Genomic DNA, 16,605 nt, shown 5'->3' on the forward strand with positions numbered 1-16,605 from the left:
CCCAGCCGAAAACCGCCCTCAGAACCCGCACCCAAAGGGTGATCTAACATTGCAGCCTCCAAACCCAGATAACACACTGAAATATATCACGAAAAGCCAAGCCCGCGAAGCCAAATCACTCAATTACTTGGGAAATGTGGGATTTGCTCACTGTCGCGCTGTTCCACCAACGCTATCCCTCGGTCCACTTCTCAACCGAAGGGCTCACATTGTCGAAAGTGGTTTATGAGTGGGTGGTGCCATTATTGGTGGAGTGTGTTTTGAACTCCAGATCCCATTCTACGAAACAGTGTCTGCCAGAAATCCTATGTTATCAGGATGGACAGCAACCCATGCGCTGCGCATGATCCGGTCAATTAAATGGGGGAGAGGCAGTTATGGCTGGGCCTGAATTTCTGGAGACCGCGCTTGGCCGCAAGCTGGCCTATCACCGCAAGCAAGGTGCAGGCCCGACCGTGGTGTTTCTGGGCGGCCTTAAATCGGACATGGAGGGCACTAAGGCTGTACATCTCGAAGCGTGGTGTGCCGCGCGGGGCCAGGCGTTCTTGCGCTTTGACTATTCAGGCCATGGCGAAAGCTCGGGTGCTTTCGAGGATGGTTGCATCGGAGATTGGGCGCAGGACACGGCCGCCGCTATGGACGCGTTGACGAACGGCCCGCTAATTGTAGTCGGCAGCTCCATGGGGGGGTGGCAGGCACTGTTGTTTGCGCGTGCCCACCCAGAGCGCGTCGCCGGATTGGTGACTATCGCTGCAGCGCCTGACTTTACCGAAGACGGCTATGCTGCGTCCTTCACTGACGCCCAATGGGCCGCAATTGAGCGGGATGGGCAGCTCGAGATGCCGTCGGACTATATGGAACCCTATATCATCACCCGCCGGCTAATCGAGGATGGGCGCGACAACCTGGTTCTACGCACGCCCCTCGCGCTACCTTTCCCCGTGCGCAGCCTGCAAGGAACCGACGACAGCGCCGTGAGTACTGAAACTGCGATACGCTTGTTGGAGCACGCTGACAGCCCGGACATGCGTCTCACTCTGGTCAAAGGGGCAGATCACAGGTTTTCTGACGGACCCTGTCTTGGACTGATCGAGGCTGCCATTGTCGACGTAATGGGCGGCGAACCATGAAATGGGTTGTTTGGGTCAGTGCGTCCTGTCTGCTAGCGGGCAGTGCATTGTGGCTGTTTGGCCCATACGAGGATGCAAACCTGACGCCGGACCAAATTACAGTCGGCCCAGACCTCGACGCTCATTTCGCCGAAGTTGAAGCGCGGTTTGACGACGTCACGCCGGGTGTCGAAAAACGGATCATCTGGATCGAGGACCCCGGCGTTCAAGCCGATTGGGCGATCCTGTATGTACATGGATTTTCCGCGACATCGCAGGAATTGCGCCCGGTGCCAGATCGTCTGGCAGAAACGCTGGGGGCCAATTTGATTTTTACCCGTCTGGCAGGGCATGGGCGCGATGGAGCTGCGCTGGCCACGGGATCGGTGCAGGCGTGGGCCAGCGATCTGGATGAGGGGTTGCAAGCTGCGCGGATTGCCGGTCGGCGCGTTCTGGTCATTTCTGCGTCTACGGGAGGGTCGCTTGTTGCTGCACTCGCCCAGGACCGTGCGATGATGGACCGGGTGGCTGGTTTGATCTTTGTCTCGCCGAACTTTGGCATTGCAAACCCTGTCGCGCGTTTGCTCAACTGGCCTGCGGCACGCTATTGGCTACCCACTTTGGCCGGCAAGACCCGCAGTTTCGAGCCACACAATGCAGATCACGCCACTTATTGGACGACACAATATCCGAGTGTTTCCGTCATGCCTATGGCTGCCCTGATCAATGCGGCGAACGCTGTGGATCATGCGGACCAAACAATTCCGGCCTTGTTCTGGCTTTCAATTGAGGACGAGGTGGTGCGCTCGGATATCACCGCAGAAGTCGCCAAGCGTTGGGGGGCCGATACGATGATCGTCAATCCAGTGATGGGCGCGGTGGATGACCCGCTATCCCATGTTATTGCAGGCGATATAATGTCACCCGGACAAACGGATGGGGCGGTGACAGGTATGCTGGACTGGGTGCAAACTCTCGAGGGGCAATGATGGAACAGCGCGTTTCGCTTATCACCTTGGGCGCACTGGACATGGATGTACTGGCAGGGTTTTACGAAGCCTTGGGGTGGAAACGGGTGGACAGCCCGGACGGAGTGATTGCGTTTGATCTGATTGGGCAGACGCTTGGACTTTACCCGCTTACCGCATTGGCCAAAGAGATCGGAGTTCCGAGTGGCGTGCTGGGGCGTGGTGCGATGACACTGGCACACAATGTTAAGGACAAGGGCGAGGTTGCTCAGTTGCTCGCGCGGGCCGAGGCGGCGGGGGCACAGGTTTTGAAACCGGCTTCGGACGTGTTTTGGGGCGGTTATCACGGATACTTTGCCGACCCAGAAGGGCACATATGGGAAGTGGCATGGAACCCGTTTTCGCCCCTTGGCCCAGACGGCGCATTTCAATGGAACGGGGCGGTGTAATGCGACGCCCGGCCAGCATGTGGAGCCTTGAAACCTTCGGGCGCGTGCGACTGTCCAAGCACTTTTTCATGCGGGATTTCCTGTACTCTGAAATTGGAAATTTTCATGAAATCAGAAACTTACCACGTGATCCGGACCTCGCAATTGCTCATGGACGGATGCTGTGCACTCAGCTCCTAGATCCGCTCGAAGAAACTTTTGGACGGCTCGCAATCCGCTCCGGGTACCGCTCGCCCGAGCTCAATCAATACGGTAATGACAACAAACTGAATTGCGCGCGGAACGACAATCCGATCGAATGCCACATCTGGGACGGGGGGCAGGGGGACGATGCGATTGCCGGGACGTCGCTGGCAATTCCGTGGTTTACGGACCGATATGAACAGGGGCGCGACTGGCGCGGCCTCGCGTGGTGGTTACACGACCATCTGCCCTATTCTGCGATGTGGTTTTTCCCAAAACTGTGCGCCTTCAACCTTGATTGGCGCCCCCATCCGCGAGGGATGATCGGCAGCTACATCGCGCCCAAAGGGCTGTTGTTGAAAACTGGGGCCGTGCCCAGCGAGCCGCTGGAGAAACGCAAAGAGCGCTACCGCGACTTTCCACCCTACCGAGGAATCGAATATCCCTGAAATGTGACCACATCTTGGGCTTGCCGTGCTGGCCCGGGCAAGCCATTGTGGCCACAGGGACGATACTAGGAAAACGGGAATTTAGGCACGTGATGAGGCTGCAGCATGGCTGAACCGCTGGTTTTGCTACCTGGAATGATGTGCGATGCGCGCCTGTTTGGCCCGCAAATCGCAGAATTGTCCTCTGAATATTCGATCATGGTATCGCCGGTTACCCGTGGTGAACGGATTGAAGAGATCGCAAGCGGATTGCTGGATGAACTTCCGGCGCGGTTTGCTCTTGCAGGTCTGTCGATGGGTGGCATCGTGGCGATGGAATTGTTGCGCCGTGCGCCCGACCGAATAACGCGAGTCGCATTCATGGACACCAGCCCGCTGGCGGAAACACCGCAGGCCTCCACCGCCCGCGAACCCCAGATCATCAAAGCGCGCACCGGACGCTTGCAAGAGTTGATGCGGGACGAGGTGTTACCGACGTATTTTGGGCCGGGACCTTACCGCGCTGAGATCACAGAGCTGATGTTGGATATGGCCGATGCCCTCGGGCCCGAGATATTTGTGCGTCAATCGCGCGCATTACAAAGACGCCGTGATCAGCAGGGGACCCTGCGCAAGTGCAAGGTGCCGACCATGGTGTTGTGCGGCGCGCACGACATGTTGTGTCCGGTCAAACGCCACACATTCATGGCCGAGTTGATCAATGGTGCCGAGTTGCGTGTGCTAGAGGAAGCGGGTCATGTTCCAACACTCGAAGCGCCGGCTGAGACAACGCAAGCGCTGCGCGATTGGATGCAGCAACCTCTGATTTTGCGCTAATCTTCAGTTTTCAGGACACTTTTAAGTTTGGAGTGACCGCCGCCCGCTCTTCTTTGCTTAGGACGTAAATCTCTGAAACCGGTTCTAAAGTGTCCGGATCAAAAAAGGGCGTGTTCTTCCACGATCCGGTGAACCGCGCGGGGATAGCGCCTTTGGCAAAGGATCGAAGCATCCGCCCGAACCCCTCGTTGCGCGATGTGCCGTCGCCGTTTTGGATATTGGCGCGCGCGCGCACTGGACCGAGAGCATTTGCGTCTGAAATAGCGTCGGTAAAAACCGCCGCAAACGCAATTTTCGGATTGCGCAGCGTATTGAAAAGCATCGTGCCACAACAGTTCGCATACCAGCGCAACACGCCTTTTGGAGACAGTGAAAAGACTGCCAATTGGCCAGTGCCCGCGTCGATCCGGATGTGGGCTGGTGTGGTTTGGTAGAGTTGGACAGGGCCATCTGGGATCGCTCGGTTCGGCGTAGCGAATGCCTCGGCTGCGCGGCAATCTCCGCAATAGCATTCAAGCCGATTGCCGTTTGTGGGGCTCACACCAACGAGCTTGCCGTTCACCGTGCCGCAAGAGCAGGCGAATGGCAAATCGACCCCAGTCATGCTGGTCTATGCCGCCTTGTTCTTGTTGGCAGCCTTTTTGCCAGCGGGCTTCGGCGTGTTGGCGTCGATGAATTCGAGCACAAGTGGGCGAATGTTGTTGCGCCAGCTTTTGCCAGCGAAGATGCCATAATGGCCTGCGCCCTCTTCGAGGTGGCTGGCTTTTTTCTCGTCAGGCAAGCCAGTGCACAAATCAAGAGCCGCAATGCATTGTCCGGGCGCAGAAATGTCGTCGTTAGATCCTTCAACCGTTTTCACTGCAACAGTCGTGATCTTGCCGATGTCCACGGCTTTGCCCGCGACCGTAAACTCGTTCTTGGCGATTTCACCGTTTTTGAAAATACGATCCACGGTGGACAGGTAAAACTCAGCCGTCATGTCCATAACGGCCAAGTACTCGTCATAGAATTTGTTGTGCTTGTCATGATCAGCTGCTTCACCGCGCGCAACGGAACTGATCTGATCGACAAAGGCCTTTTGGTGTTTTTCGCCGTTCATCGAGATGAATGAAGCCAGTTGCAACAAACCTGGATAGACCAGACGTCCAACGCCCGGGTATTTGAAGCCAACCCGCTGGATCATCGTTTCTTCAAGCTGGCCCATGGTGACGCGTCGGCCAAAGTCGGTAACGTCTGTCGCATTGGCATCCGGGTCAATCGGACCGCCAATCAGCGTGAGCGAGCGGGGCTGCGCTTTGGGGTCTTCTTCGGCAAGGTATGCTGTCGCCGCCAGTGTCAGCGGCGCAGGCTGGCATACGGCGATCACGTGGGTTTCAGGTCCCATGTGGCGCATGTAATCGACGAGGTAGAGGGTATAATCCTCGATATCGAACTTGCCGGCGCTGACGGGGATGTCGCGCGCATTGTGCCAGTCGGTGACATAAACTTCACAGTCGGGCAGAAGCGACATGACGGTTGAACGCAACAGGGTGGCATAGTGTCCCGACATCGGTGCAACCAACAGGACCTTGCGGTCTTTGGGTTTGCGGCCGTTGACATTGAAGTGGATCAGATCGCCAAAGGCACCGGGCACGCACATATCGATGCTGACAAGGTGGTCCTTGCCATCCTCGGCCGTCATCGATGGGATGCCCCAGTCAGGTTTTACCACCATCCGTTGGAAGGTGCGCTCGGTCACTTCACCCCATGCACGCATCCATGCCATGCCCGGGTTCGGGATCATCGAAAAAGCGGGATAGCTGCCGATGGCTTGCGCTGTTGCGCCCAACCATTGATTGGTGTTCCGCATGGTTTCCATCAAATCGTAGTTGATCATGTAGCGCATTGTGCACTCCTTGAACCGTTAGGGGCGGGCACACAAAAACCACGCCGGACAGACTGTCGCTTTGCCCCCTGAAACATGCGACCCTATAGTGGCATCAGTTGGGCCGGGCCCAATTGCTGCATGTGCAAAGACTACGAGGAAGAGGTTAATATGACAACCACGACGACGAAAAGCACAACAGATAGTGCTGTCTCGGGCGAAAACCTCGACAAATTGAACGCTAACCTCAAGAAAGTCGAAGAACTCACGCAGAGGTTGTCGCATGTTATGTCGCACCGCAGCATGCACAACGCGGCCCTCGACGGTCCGAATCAGGAATTGTTCACCAAGGCGGCCACGGCCTACTGGAGCGAGGCCCTTCGTGATCCGGCCAAAGTGTTGGAACACCAATTGCAGTTCTGGTCGAAATCGGTGACGCACTTCGTCGAGGCGCAGCAGGCGCTCGCAAGCGGCAAGCTGCAGGCCCCCAGTGATCCAGGACCCAAGGACCGTCGCTTTGCCAACCCTCTTTGGGACACGCACCCCTATTTCAACTTCGTCAAACAGCAGTATCTGATCAACGCGGCCGCCGTCGAACAGGCCATTGACGATGTCACCGATATGGACAGCAAGGAAAAGCAACGTCTCGCTTATTTCAGCCGCCAGATCCTCGATATGATGTCGCCGACCAATTTTCTCGCCACCAACCCCGATGCGCTGGAAAAGGCGGTCGAAACGGAAGGACAGTCGCTGGTCGACGGGCTGGAGAACCTGATTTCAGATCTGGAAACCAACAACGGTGCACTGATCGTCAAGCTTGCCGATGACAAGGCGTTCGAACTGGGCGGCAACATCGCCACAACGCCGGGCAAGGTCGTCTACCGCAACAAGATGATGGAGTTGATCCAGTACACACCCACCACAGAAAAGGTGCACAAGATCCCGCTTGTGCTGTTTCCGCCGTGGATCAACAAGTTCTACATTCTTGATCTCAAAGAGCAGAACAGCATGGTCAAATGGCTGGTTGATCAAGGCCACACGCTTTTTGTGGTTAGTTGGGTCAACCCGGATGGGGCATACGCTGATGTGGGTTTGGAAGACTACGTCGAAGAAGGTTACGTCCGCGCCATAACCGAGGCCAAAGCGATCACCGGGCAGAAGCAGGTGAATGCCATTGGCTACTGTATTGCTGGCACCACATTGTCGCTCACTCTAAGCCTGATGAAACAGCGCGGCGACAAGTCGGTCAAGTCCGCCACCCTTTTTACGGCCCTCACGGATTTCGGGGATCAGGGTGAATTTGCCCCTTTCCTTACCGATGATTTTATCGATGGGATCGAGGCGGAGACGGAAGATAAGGGCATTCTGCCCTCCATAATAATGGCGCGCACATTTACGTTCCTGCGCTCCAACGATCTGGTCTACACCCCGGCGATCAAGAGTTACATGATGGGGCAGACCCCTCCTGCTTTTGACCTGCTCTACTGGAACGGTGATGGGGCGAACCTGCCGGCCAAAATGGCGATGCAATATCTGCGTGGCCTTTGCCAGCGCAACGAACTGGCAAGCGGCGGTTTTGATCTGTTGGGCCATCATCTTGTTCTGGACGAGGTGGATGTCCCCCTGTGTGCAATAGCTTGTGAGACGGATCACATCGCACCCTGGAAAGACAGCTACCGCGGCGTGCAGCAGATGGGCAGCAAGGACAAGACATTCATCATGACGCAATCCGGGCACATCGCTGGGATCGTCAATCCGCCGACCAGGAACAAGTACGGACATTATACTAACACCGATCTCAACCTTGATCATAAGGAGTGGTTGGAAGCGGCCGAGTTCCATGAAGGGTCTTGGTGGCCGCGTTGGGGCGAGTGGCTAAAGAAGCGGGCAGGTGCTCAAGTTGCTGCACGTGATCCGGGTGATTCTGGCCGTCCAATTTTGTGTGATGCTCCCGGAACATACGTTGCCGTCAAGGCGAAGCCCTAGGGATGTGGGCTTTTTTGCCTGCATTTCCCTTCGGTTAACTTTTTTGCTGCGATGCAGCGAAAACACTTGAAATGCTGCAGCGCAGCATCTATGTTCTGTTTCAGGAATTAAGCAGTGGGTCCTCCCCCCACACCTGAACAAAGGACTGATACAATGGCTAAGACACAAGACATGAGCGCGATGTTCAAAGACGTTATGGGTTCTTTCCCCGTCGACACAGCTTCCATGGAAGACGCATTCAAAACAGCGACATCGCTGAACGAAAAACTGAGCTCGGTTGCGATCGACGCAGCAGAGAAATCCACCGAGATCTCCTCCAAGTGGACCAAAGAAACTCTGGCGAAAATCTCGGACATGTCCAAAGCGAAATCCGAGCCAGCTGACTACGCAAAAGCGATGACAGATTTCGCTTCGTCCTACGCCGAAGTAACTGCCGAGCACATGGCTGCTTTCGCTGAAGTTGCGAAAAAAGTTCAGATGGACACAGTTGAGCTGATGATGGCTGCTGGCAAAGACATGAGCGAAGACGCGTCTGCCGCCGTGAAAAAAGCCACAGGCGACATGACAGCAGCTGCTAAGAAAGCCGCCGCCAAGTAAGGCGACATCGAGATATCGCGCCAATTCTCCTCCCTGAACTGCGCGATGACTCCGGCGGGCTCCTTTACTGGGGTCCGCCTTTTTGTTTGTAGCGCACGGACCGATTACTGAACGGAATGCGGTCTGGCAAGTTGGCTACTGGGGTATACTGTGTGCCCTTTGTCGATGATCACATACCATCGGCTGCAGCTTTTTCCTGTTGAATGAGATGAACATCTCGCTGAGGGAAAGGAATCGAAATTCCTTCGGCATCAAAGCGTTCTTTTGCCTGCCCCGTCAGATCCCAGTAGACGATCCAATAATCATCAGATTTTGACCATGGCCGGCAGAAAATGTTGACGGAACTTTCGCCCAACTCACCAACAAATATCTCGGGTGTCGGGTCTTTCAGGCATTTAGGGTGCGCGGCCACGAGCTCTTTGAGAACCTCTATGGCCAGCGCTGTATTGTCGGAATACCCGACACCGAAAACCAGATCGATACGCCGTTCAGGAGATACGCTGACATTGGTAATGACATCGCCCCAGATCTTGGAGTTGGGAACAACAATAACCTGATTGTCGAAGGTACGAATTTGCGTCGACACAATAGACATTTCGTCAACAAAACCTGACGCTCCGCTGATCTCGATGTAGTCACCGGTGTCAAAGGGTTTGAGGATCATGATCATTAGACCGCTGGCCAGATTGCCGAGCGTATCCTGCAATGCGAAGCCGATAATGAATGAAAGGCCACCAAACACAGCAAACAAAGGGGTCACATTCACACCGAAAACCGCCAGAATAACCAATATGCCCAGCACGAACGTCGCCCAATAAACCGCATTGACGATAAAACGCTGAAGCAGTCGGGACAGGTTCGGGATGCGTGAAAGGCCACGACCTGCCGCACGCCGCAATACCCTAGCGGCAAAATACATACCCCAAAGTGCGAGTAAAAACCCCGCGATCTTAAGTAACAGACCCAACCCTCCTTCGGAGGAGGTCAACCAGTCGATTGCGAACTGAAACAGCGTCTTTGCATCAGTCGTGCGGACCGCTTCGAGACGGAGCGCGTTCAAATAGGTTTCATGGGCTTGGATGTCTTCTGGTGGTGCGCCTTTTACGCGCCATGCTTCGATGACGATCTCATAGCTATCTTGTACTTCTCGCTGCCGATCCAATGCGGTGGCCAATTCCGTACGCAACACTTCGCTGCGCGCGTTGCTTGCGACTTCCAGTTCCAGATTGAGTACCGCAGATTGCTCAAGCAGAATTTTGACATGGTCTTGCCACGCAGTTGCGAGGTCTGACAATTCATCAGTCGTCATCGGTACGGTGAGTAATTCAAGTTCAGCGGCGGTGGTCGTGACTGCGCTGGGATCAGGGGCGGAAAAGGCTGAAGCCGTTTGTTCCTGCGCGATCGCAACCGTTCCCAGCCAAAGCAAGGCGATGAACTGGCATATGGCGAAGGTATTCAAAGCGGCGCGAAGGGGCATTGGCATCTCTCGATTTGGCAGTATAGGTCATTCCGCGAGCGTAAGGTGCTCTTCCTGTATGTTTGAAGTACTTGGGCGCCATTCGCAAATATTCCGAGTATTCATTGCAGTATGAATGCGTGTTCGCTGATGACCTTTGGCTAACATTCGGACTGAACAGCCGAAAATCAGCGACGTCCACGCAAGCGAGATACTGATCGGCGGGTTGCAAGTGTCTTGTGAAATTGAGTGACCGGAGGGTCGAAGCAGCCACCTCCAAACGCATGAGTATGTCGCAACTTTTGGTTGGATAAATACAGGATCATCCGCAACCTTTCTTTTTCCCGCGCATGCGCCTAAGCTGCACTGCAGCACGCACGCTTGGGGAGAATAGCATCGTGACGGATAAGCCAGCACCACTCTTGATAAAACGCTATGCAAGCCGCCGTCTCTATAACACCGAGACGAGCGACTATGTGACGCTGGAGGATATCTCAGGATTTATCCGTGACGGCCGCGAAGTGCAGATCGTCGACCTAAAGACAGGGGACGACCTGACTCGCCAGTATCTGCTTCAGATCATTGCCGAGCATGAGAGCCGCGGCGAGAATGTGTTGCCGGTAGACGTACTCAACGATCTTGTACGCAGCTATATGGGTGGAGGCGCGACGGTTGTTCCTCAGTTCTTGCAAGCTTCCTTCGAGATGCTACGCGATGGACAGAGCAAGGTGATGGAGAATGTCACGGCCCTCAATCCTATGGCCAAGATGCCGGGATTTGAACTGATGCAGGCCCAGCAAGAGGCATTCATGAAGGCCATGACTGGCGGGTTGACGCCTGGTTGGACTGGCGGATCTGCCAAGGACGCGGCAGACGAAGAAGAGGCCGAGGATCTGGCGACCATCAAAAAGCAACTCGCCGAGTTGCAGGCCAAACTGTCCAAGCTATCCTGAGCGACAGGAACGGCGCACCAGGAAGTGCGCCTTACGGGGCCTTAACCTGCGTCCGGTATTCGTCGCGCATGATCCAGTCGAAATAGCGCGCCCGAAGCCCGGAGGCGACGGGGCCTGCCGCTCCGTTGGAAAAGTGCCGTTCGTCCACCTGTGCCACCGGGATCACACCGCCGCCGGACGACGACACGAATACTTCGTCCGCCTGCCAGAATTCTTCAAGGGGGAGGGGACGCGCTTCTGGCGTAAGGCCCGCCTCAACGCACATTTCAAGCACAGTGGCCCGCGTAATCCCGTGCAATACGCCGTGGTCTGAGGTGACCACACGATCCCCAAACACCGCAAAAACGTTGAATCCGGGTCCTTCGGTCACGTTGCCGTCGTGATCAAGCAAGAGGGTCGTTTCGAACCCTTTGTCCTTGGCCTCAAAAAGGCCTGAGGTGAAATCGCCCCAATGGTAGTTCTTAACCCGTGGATTCACGCTGTCTTCCGGGATCCGGCGTACAGATTTTGAGATCCAGACCGAGGTGCCCTTTGCGGCGGCATCGGGTTTGACGATGTGCACATACGGCACACACCATGCGTAAAAGTGGTTTGCACAGTCGCGCGGATCGCGGCTACCTGGCACAGGGTTGCGACCGCGGGCTGCGACCATAGCAACATATGAGTCCTGTAGTCCGCTCTTATGGACCATCTCGTGAAGGGCAGTGCAAATCCCTCCCCGATCTATCCCGATATCATAACGCCCCGCTGTAAGCGACGCGATGAAGCGGTTCACGTAGTCGTTCAACCGAAAGAAAGCACCCTGCCAGACGGGCACGACGTCATAAACAATGTCGCTGTGGGTCAGCCCCCAATCGGTCACGGGAATGGCCGCCTCTGCGATTGGAATGATCTTGCCGCCCATCCACGCGGCACCGCGAGTAAGGTCTGTCATTGGGGCAGGTTAGCGCTTGTGCTACCTGGAGCAAAGGGGGCTGTGTACCCACCACTGGCGTACCTCCCCCATGGTATTTGCGTTTTGAGAAAGTGGGTTCCTCAGGCCGCCTGAGGTTTGCGCGCTGTCTCCATTGCGGATAGCAGGACATCGGCGACAGCGTCCAAAGTGTGCACAGGCAAATGAACAGGCAGGCGCACGTCGCAAGCTCGCATCAGCATTTTGCGTGTCTGTGGCAATTCGGGTAGGTCAGGAATGAACTGCCAGTTCCAGAAGGCACGCGCGTTGTCTGGGCTTGCCCCAAAGACCTGAACTTTGACACCTCCCGCGGCGGCTGCATCCACAAACCCAGCAACTTGAGCGTCACTGAGGCCGATCAGGTTGAACTGGATGGAATCTGGCGCGCGCACTTCGCCCTCAAGCGGGACAGGGACGTGGATATGTGCACTGCGTTCCAGCAGAGCCGCCACGTAGTCGTGGTTGCGCCGTCCGTCCTCCACCCGGCGGGTGAGATCAGGCAATTGCGGGCGGATCACTGCCGCACTCAGGTTCGAAAGCCGCAGGTTGTAGAGGGGCAGCTGGTTTTGATGCGCAGCGAATGCATCTTGCAACACGCCGTGTTTCTTCCAGTTGTGCTCATACGCCCCGGACATAATGACGGCGCGCGCGGCTAGATCAGCGTCGTCTGTGATCATGATCCCGCCCTCACCGGCATTGATCATTTTGTAAGACTGGAAAGAAAAACAGCCGATTCTGCCGATGGTTCCGATCTTGTGTCCGTTCCATGTGGTGCCCAGCGAATGTGCGGCGTCTTCGATCACGGGGATGCCTGCGGCATCACACAGTTCCATGATCGCATCCATGTCCGATGTGTGGCCACGCATGTGGCTGACGATGACGGCTTTGACCGATGGCAGCTTGGCTGCGAAATCCACGATATCGATGCGGTAGTTCTCACCCACTTCGCACAGGACAGGCAGGCAATCGGCGTGCAGTACTGCCGAAGGAACGGCGGCAAAAGTGAATCCTGGGATCAGAACGCGGGAATCGCGCGGCAAATCCAGCGCTTTGAGGGACAGGAACAGCGCGGCCGAGCAGGAGGAGACGGCGAGCGCGAATTTGGACCCCATCAGTTCTGCTAACTCGTCTTCCAGCAAAGACACAGGCGCATCGCTGGGCGCTGTGTAGCGGAACAGGTCACCGGAGTTCAGGAGGCGATCAATCTCGACCCGTGCGGCTTCGGGGATGGATTCGGCACTGTGCATATCTGGCAGGGACATATTTCAATTTCCTTATGCTCAGTTTTCAGTTTATTAAAACTGTTGGCGAGAAAAAGAAATGGTTTTATGACATAGGCGGCGGGCTTGTGCCGGTTTGGTCAACAAATCAGGCAGAAACGCTAGAGGCCAAGACGGTCGCGCAAGGCATACCACGTCATCGCAAGCACCAGCAGCGGGCTGCGCAGCCGTGGCCCGCCAGGGAATGGAGTACTGGGAATCGCGGCCATTGTGTCAAAACCATTTGCCTGACCGCCAATCGCATCCGCCATCAGTTTGCCGGCATGGGTCGCCGTACCAACACCGTGGCCCGAGTAGCCTGAGGCTGACAATACGTTAGGCGCCACACGAGAGAGATGGGGCAGCCGTTTCATCGTGATCCCAAGAGTGCCACCCCACGCGTAGTCGATCGGCACATCCGTTAGGTGAGGGAAAATCTGCACCATCTGTTTGCGCACAAGGCCGGGGATATCCGTCGGAAAGCGGTAACCATAGCTTTCCCCGCCCCCGAACAGCAGCCGCTTGTCATGGCTGAGCCGAAAGTAGTTCACCACAAAACGGCTATCGGCCACGGCAATGTCCTGTGCCAATACACGCGCCGCGTCGTCTCCTAGGGGAGCGGTGGCAGCGACAAAGTTGTTGATGGGCATGACTCGACGCGCAACTGAGTGATCGAGGGTGCCGAGGTAACCGTTGCAGGCGAGGATCAGGTGGTCCGCCTCAACGACGCCGCCTGACGTGTGCACCTTCACGCGCGCGCCTTGTTCAATCCGCTCGACCGGGCTGCGTTCGAACAACTGCACTCCCTGTGCCTCTGCCGCGCTGGCAAGCCCAAGGGCATAGCGGAGGGGGTGTAAATGGCCTGCATCCCAATTCATGATCCCGCCGATATAGGCAGGCGAGGGGCAAAAGCTGTGCAACCCGTCTTTGTCCAGTACATCCATGTCATAGCCGTAGTGCTGTGACATGTGGGCTGCATGGGCATGCAATTCGTCCACTTCGCCGGTGTTTTCGCCCGCCCAAGCAATGCCGGGTCGCAAATAGCAGTCGATATCTTGGTCCGCGACCAAAGACTTTACAAGGGCCGTGGCCTCCTGACCCAAGGCCCAAAGGTCGCGGGCGCGCGCCATCCCAAGCATTTTCTCAAGGTATGGCTGCTCGACCCGCTGGCCCCAGCCCAACTGCCCTCCGTTGCGCCCCGAGGCGCCAAAGCCTGCACGATGCGCCTCCAGCACGACAACGTTGAAACCAGCCTGCGCGAGATGCAGTGCCGCGGACAGGCCAGTGTATCCAGCCCCGACAACACAAACATCGGCACGCGTGGCACCTTGCAAAGGGGCGCGTTCCGACGGAATGTCAGACGTCGCCGCATACCAGCTGTCCGGATAAGTGCCGACCTTGTCATTGGCATAGAGCAAATTCATCGCCGGGGTCCTCTGCTTCATCTCGCCAAATAGATTCTACCCACAGGGCAGGGTGGCCGCTTTAGACGTTTATCAGCAAATGCTCGCGTTCCCATGGTGAAATCACCTGTAGAAACTCGTCATATTCGGCGCGTTTGACGATGGAATAGACACGCGCAAATTCAGGACCCAAGACATCGTGCAATGGCGCGCAGTCATCAAACAAATCCAACGCCGATCCAAGAACACGAGGGATATCGCCATCCCCCTCATAGGCGTCGCCCTTAAACTGCGCACCGGGGCGCTTTTCTTCCATCAACCCAAGATATCCGCAAGCCAGCGAAGCCGCGATACCTAGGTAGGGGTTGCAGTCCATGCCTGCGATGCGGTTTTCAACTCGGCGCGCTTGTGGTGTGGACAGGGGCACGCGGATGCCCGTGGTGCGGTTGTCGCGCCCCCACGCGAGGTTGATCGGGGCGGCGTGATCTTTGACGTATCGGCGATAGCTGTTGACGTAGGGCGCCATCACCGCGAGCGCCGCAGGCATGTATGTCTGCATGCCCCCGATAAAGTGGAAAAACGCGTCCGTATCGCCCTCTTGAGGGCCAACAAAGATGTTCTTGCCCGTCTCCATATCGAGGATCGAGTGGTGGATATGCATGGCGCTTCCGGGTTCATCCTCGATCGGTTTGGCCATGAAGGTGGCGAAACAGTCGTGGCGCAAGGCCGCTTCGCGGATCAGGCGTTTGAAATAGAATACTTCATCCGCCAGCTTGACCGGATCGCCATGAAGCAGGTTGATCTCAAGCTGGCCTGCGCCGCCTTCCTGCGTGATGCCGTCGATTTCGAACCCTTGGGCCTCAGCAAAATCGTAAATGTCGTCGATCACGGGGCCGAACTCGTCTACCGCCGTCATTGAATAAGCTTGCCGTGCAGCAGCAGGGCGGCCCGAACGACCCGTCATCGGTTTGATCTCCTGTGCCGGGTCCAGATTGCGGGCGATCAGAAAGAATTCCATCTCCGGCGCCACAATCGGTTTCCAGCCCTGATCGTGATACAGTTGCACAACCCGTTTCAAAACATTGCGCGGAGAGAACGGCACTGGCACGTCTTTGCGATCATAGGCGTCGTGGATCACCTGTAGCGTCCAGTCACCTGTCCATGGCGCGGCCGTTGCCGTGCTCATATCCGGCTTCAGGATCATGTCCTTTTCGATGAACCCGTCCTCGTCCGCAGCCTCACCCCATCCGCCGGTGATGGTCTGGTAAAAGATGCTATCGGGCAGGTGAAAATAGTCCTGCTTGGCGAACTTGCTGGCTGGTACCGCTTTGCCGCGGGCAATTCCTGGCAGGTCAGAGATGACGCATTCCACCTCATCCAGCCGCTTGCCCTCAAGATAGAGGCGGGCAGCTTCTGGCAGGTCGGTCAGTTTTGGCTCGCTCATGCGATCCTCTTTTCCTTGAAAAACAGCGCAAACATGTCTGCAAGTTGTGCGCTGTGAGTAGGGGTATCGATTGCGTCAATGGCGGCCTGTCGTATTGGCTCGGGGACAACGCCCGGGGCACGCACATCCAGCAATCCTTTGAGATAGGTACGGTCGATTTCGGGATGTGGCTGGATCGTGAATACCCGGTCGCCATAAAGAAGGGCAGCATTCTCGCAAAACTCTGTTGAGGAAACGACCTCCGCCGTCTCGGGGCGTTCTGTAACCTGATCCTGATGCCACGCGTTCAGTGTCACGTCGGTCCCGTTCACTAGATAGCGTTGCGCACCAATAGACCAACCCCCTGCGAATTTTTCGACTTTGCCACCAAGAGCTTGCGCGATGATCTGGTGGCCAAAACAAACACCAATCATAGGAAGACCAGCGGCATAGATATCGCGGATCAGTGCCTCCAATGGTGCGATCCACGGCAGATCTTCGTAGGCACCGAATTTCGATCCCGTAATCAGCCACCCGTCGGCCGCGTCAACGCTATCTGGAAAGACGTTGTCGACCACCGCATAGTGTTCGAAGGTCAAACCCTGTCCGCTCAGAAAACGCTCAAAAATCTCGGGGTAGTTGCCGTTTTCGCCAATCAGGTCGTCGGGCACATGGCCTGTTTGCAGAATGCCGATTTTCATGGATCACCTTGGGCTTACACCGCGTTGATAATGCAGC

At 56.3% G+C, this 16,605-nt stretch carries 16 protein-coding genes; 8 read left to right on the plus strand and 8 right to left on the minus strand.

What is annotated here, in order from left to right; all coding sequences use genetic code 11:
* Positions 1-377 precede the first annotated feature (377 nt).
* From ABJD00_RS19635 to ABJD00_RS19655, 5 genes are all read left to right on the plus strand, one after another.
* Positions 378-1,130, plus strand: coding sequence for an alpha/beta fold hydrolase (locus ABJD00_RS19635; RefSeq protein WP_413831052.1), 753 nt, complete (start codon positions 378-380; stop codon positions 1,128-1,130).
* On the plus strand, positions 1,127-2,098 hold the full coding sequence (locus ABJD00_RS19640) for an alpha/beta hydrolase (protein WP_413831054.1): 972 nt from the start codon (positions 1,127-1,129) through the stop codon (positions 2,096-2,098). The genes ABJD00_RS19635 and ABJD00_RS19640 overlap by 4 nt, the downstream gene beginning before the upstream one ends.
* Positions 2,098-2,526: a VOC family protein gene (locus tag ABJD00_RS19645; protein WP_413831056.1), complete on the plus strand. Its 429-nt coding sequence runs from the start codon at positions 2,098-2,100 to the stop codon at positions 2,524-2,526. The genes ABJD00_RS19640 and ABJD00_RS19645 overlap by 1 nt, the downstream gene beginning before the upstream one ends.
* Positions 2,527-2,543: 17 nt before the next feature.
* On the plus strand, positions 2,544-3,158 hold the full coding sequence (locus ABJD00_RS19650) for a hypothetical protein (protein ID WP_413831221.1): 615 nt from the start codon (positions 2,544-2,546) through the stop codon (positions 3,156-3,158).
* A 105-nt stretch (positions 3,159-3,263) separates the two neighbouring features.
* A complete protein-coding gene (locus ABJD00_RS19655) occupies positions 3,264-3,974 on the plus strand; it encodes an alpha/beta fold hydrolase (RefSeq protein WP_413831058.1) in 711 nt (236 codons plus the stop codon).
* Between the two features lie 10 nt (positions 3,975-3,984).
* On the opposite strand, the gene ABJD00_RS19660 is transcribed toward ABJD00_RS19655, so the two are convergent.
* Complete coding sequence (locus tag ABJD00_RS19660) at positions 3,985-4,578, minus strand: DUF6151 family protein (RefSeq protein WP_413831060.1); 594 nt, start codon at positions 4,576-4,578, stop codon at positions 3,985-3,987.
* A 6-nt stretch (positions 4,579-4,584) separates the two neighbouring features.
* Entirely contained in the window at positions 4,585-5,859 is a 1,275-nt protein-coding gene (gene phaZ / locus ABJD00_RS19665; RefSeq protein WP_413831062.1) for a polyhydroxyalkanoate depolymerase, read from the minus strand.
* Positions 5,860-6,009: 150 nt separating this feature from the next.
* On the opposite strand from phaZ, the gene ABJD00_RS19670 reads away from it, so the two are divergent.
* Complete coding sequence (locus ABJD00_RS19670; RefSeq protein ID WP_413831064.1) at positions 6,010-7,824, plus strand: PHA/PHB synthase family protein; 1,815 nt, start codon at positions 6,010-6,012, stop codon at positions 7,822-7,824.
* A gap of 153 nt (positions 7,825-7,977) precedes the next feature.
* Positions 7,978-8,421 carry a phasin family protein gene (locus ABJD00_RS19675; RefSeq protein WP_413831066.1) on the plus strand — a complete coding sequence of 148 codons (444 nt, stop codon included), beginning with the start codon at positions 7,978-7,980 and terminating at the stop codon, positions 8,419-8,421.
* Between the two features lie 169 nt (positions 8,422-8,590).
* Here ABJD00_RS19675 and ABJD00_RS19680 read toward each other — a convergent pair whose 3' ends face one another.
* Positions 8,591-9,898 (minus strand): mechanosensitive ion channel family protein, encoded by a 1,308-nt coding sequence (locus ABJD00_RS19680; RefSeq protein ID WP_413831068.1) that lies wholly within the window; start codon positions 9,896-9,898, stop codon positions 8,591-8,593.
* A gap of 329 nt (positions 9,899-10,227) precedes the next feature.
* Here ABJD00_RS19680 and phaR point away from each other — a divergent pair, with 329 nt between their 5' ends.
* Positions 10,228-10,830: a polyhydroxyalkanoate synthesis repressor PhaR gene (phaR, locus tag ABJD00_RS19685; RefSeq protein ID WP_413831070.1), complete on the plus strand. Its 603-nt coding sequence runs from the start codon at positions 10,228-10,230 to the stop codon at positions 10,828-10,830.
* Positions 10,831-10,861: 31 nt separating this feature from the next.
* Here the strand turns inward: phaR and ABJD00_RS19690 are convergent, their stop codons facing one another.
* The 5 genes from ABJD00_RS19690 to ABJD00_RS19710 all read right to left on the minus strand — a co-directional run bounded on the left by ABJD00_RS19690 (position 10,862) and on the right by ABJD00_RS19710 (position 16,568).
* Positions 10,862-11,764: an aminotransferase class IV gene (locus tag ABJD00_RS19690; RefSeq protein WP_413831072.1), complete on the minus strand. Its 903-nt coding sequence runs from the start codon at positions 11,762-11,764 to the stop codon at positions 10,862-10,864.
* Between the two features lie 101 nt (positions 11,765-11,865).
* Positions 11,866-13,044 (minus strand): DegT/DnrJ/EryC1/StrS family aminotransferase, encoded by a 1,179-nt coding sequence (locus ABJD00_RS19695; protein WP_413831074.1) that lies wholly within the window; start codon positions 13,042-13,044, stop codon positions 11,866-11,868.
* Positions 13,045-13,163: 119 nt separating this feature from the next.
* The gene (locus ABJD00_RS19700) at positions 13,164-14,465 is read right to left on the minus strand and encodes an NAD(P)/FAD-dependent oxidoreductase (protein WP_413831076.1); all 1,302 of its coding nucleotides are present in this window, start codon (positions 14,463-14,465) and stop codon (positions 13,164-13,166) included.
* 61 nt (positions 14,466-14,526) lie between these two features.
* Entirely contained in the window at positions 14,527-15,888 is a 1,362-nt protein-coding gene (locus tag ABJD00_RS19705) for a glutamine synthetase family protein (RefSeq protein ID WP_413831078.1), read from the minus strand.
* Positions 15,885-16,568 carry a type 1 glutamine amidotransferase gene (locus ABJD00_RS19710; RefSeq protein WP_413831080.1) on the minus strand — a complete coding sequence of 228 codons (684 nt, stop codon included), beginning with the start codon at positions 16,566-16,568 and terminating at the stop codon, positions 15,885-15,887. The genes ABJD00_RS19705 and ABJD00_RS19710 overlap by 4 nt, the downstream gene beginning before the upstream one ends.
* Between the last annotated feature and the right edge of the window lie 37 nt (positions 16,569-16,605).

Origin of the sequence: Tateyamaria sp. (assembly GCF_039945315.1) — a bacterium.
Classification (GTDB): domain Bacteria; phylum Pseudomonadota; class Alphaproteobacteria; order Rhodobacterales; family Rhodobacteraceae; genus Tateyamaria.

Bases quoted from the DNA above. Each gene is read 5' to 3' on its own strand.
- ABJD00_RS19635 (WP_413831052.1), top strand. From the start codon at position 378: ATGGCTGGGCCTGAATTTCTGGAGACCGCGCTTGGCCGCAAGCTGGCC.
- ABJD00_RS19675 (WP_413831066.1), top strand. From the start codon at position 7,978: ATGGCTAAGACACAAGACATGAGCGCGATGTTCAAAGACGTTATGGGT.
- ABJD00_RS19700 (WP_413831076.1), bottom strand. From the start codon at position 14,465: ATGAATTTGCTCTATGCCAATGACAAGGTCGGCACTTATCCGGACAGC.
- ABJD00_RS19660 (WP_413831060.1), bottom strand. From the start codon at position 4,578: ATGACTGGGGTCGATTTGCCATTCGCCTGCTCTTGCGGCACGGTGAAC.
- phaR (WP_413831070.1), top strand. From the start codon at position 10,228: ATGCGCCTAAGCTGCACTGCAGCACGCACGCTTGGGGAGAATAGCATC.
- ABJD00_RS19680 (WP_413831068.1), bottom strand. From the start codon at position 9,898: ATGCCCCTTCGCGCCGCTTTGAATACCTTCGCCATATGCCAGTTCATC.
- ABJD00_RS19705 (WP_413831078.1), bottom strand. From the start codon at position 15,888: ATGAGCGAGCCAAAACTGACCGACCTGCCAGAAGCTGCCCGCCTCTAT.
- ABJD00_RS19710 (WP_413831080.1), bottom strand. From the start codon at position 16,568: ATGAAAATCGGCATTCTGCAAACAGGCCATGTGCCCGACGACCTGATT.
- ABJD00_RS19690 (WP_413831072.1), bottom strand. From the start codon at position 11,764: ATGACAGACCTTACTCGCGGTGCCGCGTGGATGGGCGGCAAGATCATT.
- ABJD00_RS19695 (WP_413831074.1), bottom strand. From the start codon at position 13,044: ATGTCCCTGCCAGATATGCACAGTGCCGAATCCATCCCCGAAGCCGCA.
- ABJD00_RS19640 (WP_413831054.1), top strand. From the start codon at position 1,127: ATGAAATGGGTTGTTTGGGTCAGTGCGTCCTGTCTGCTAGCGGGCAGT.
- ABJD00_RS19655 (WP_413831058.1), top strand. From the start codon at position 3,264: ATGGCTGAACCGCTGGTTTTGCTACCTGGAATGATGTGCGATGCGCGC.
- ABJD00_RS19645 (WP_413831056.1), top strand. From the start codon at position 2,098: ATGGAACAGCGCGTTTCGCTTATCACCTTGGGCGCACTGGACATGGAT.
- phaZ (WP_413831062.1), bottom strand. From the start codon at position 5,859: ATGCGCTACATGATCAACTACGATTTGATGGAAACCATGCGGAACACC.
- ABJD00_RS19670 (WP_413831064.1), top strand. From the start codon at position 6,010: ATGACAACCACGACGACGAAAAGCACAACAGATAGTGCTGTCTCGGGC.
- ABJD00_RS19650 (WP_413831221.1), top strand. From the start codon at position 2,544: ATGTGGAGCCTTGAAACCTTCGGGCGCGTGCGACTGTCCAAGCACTTT.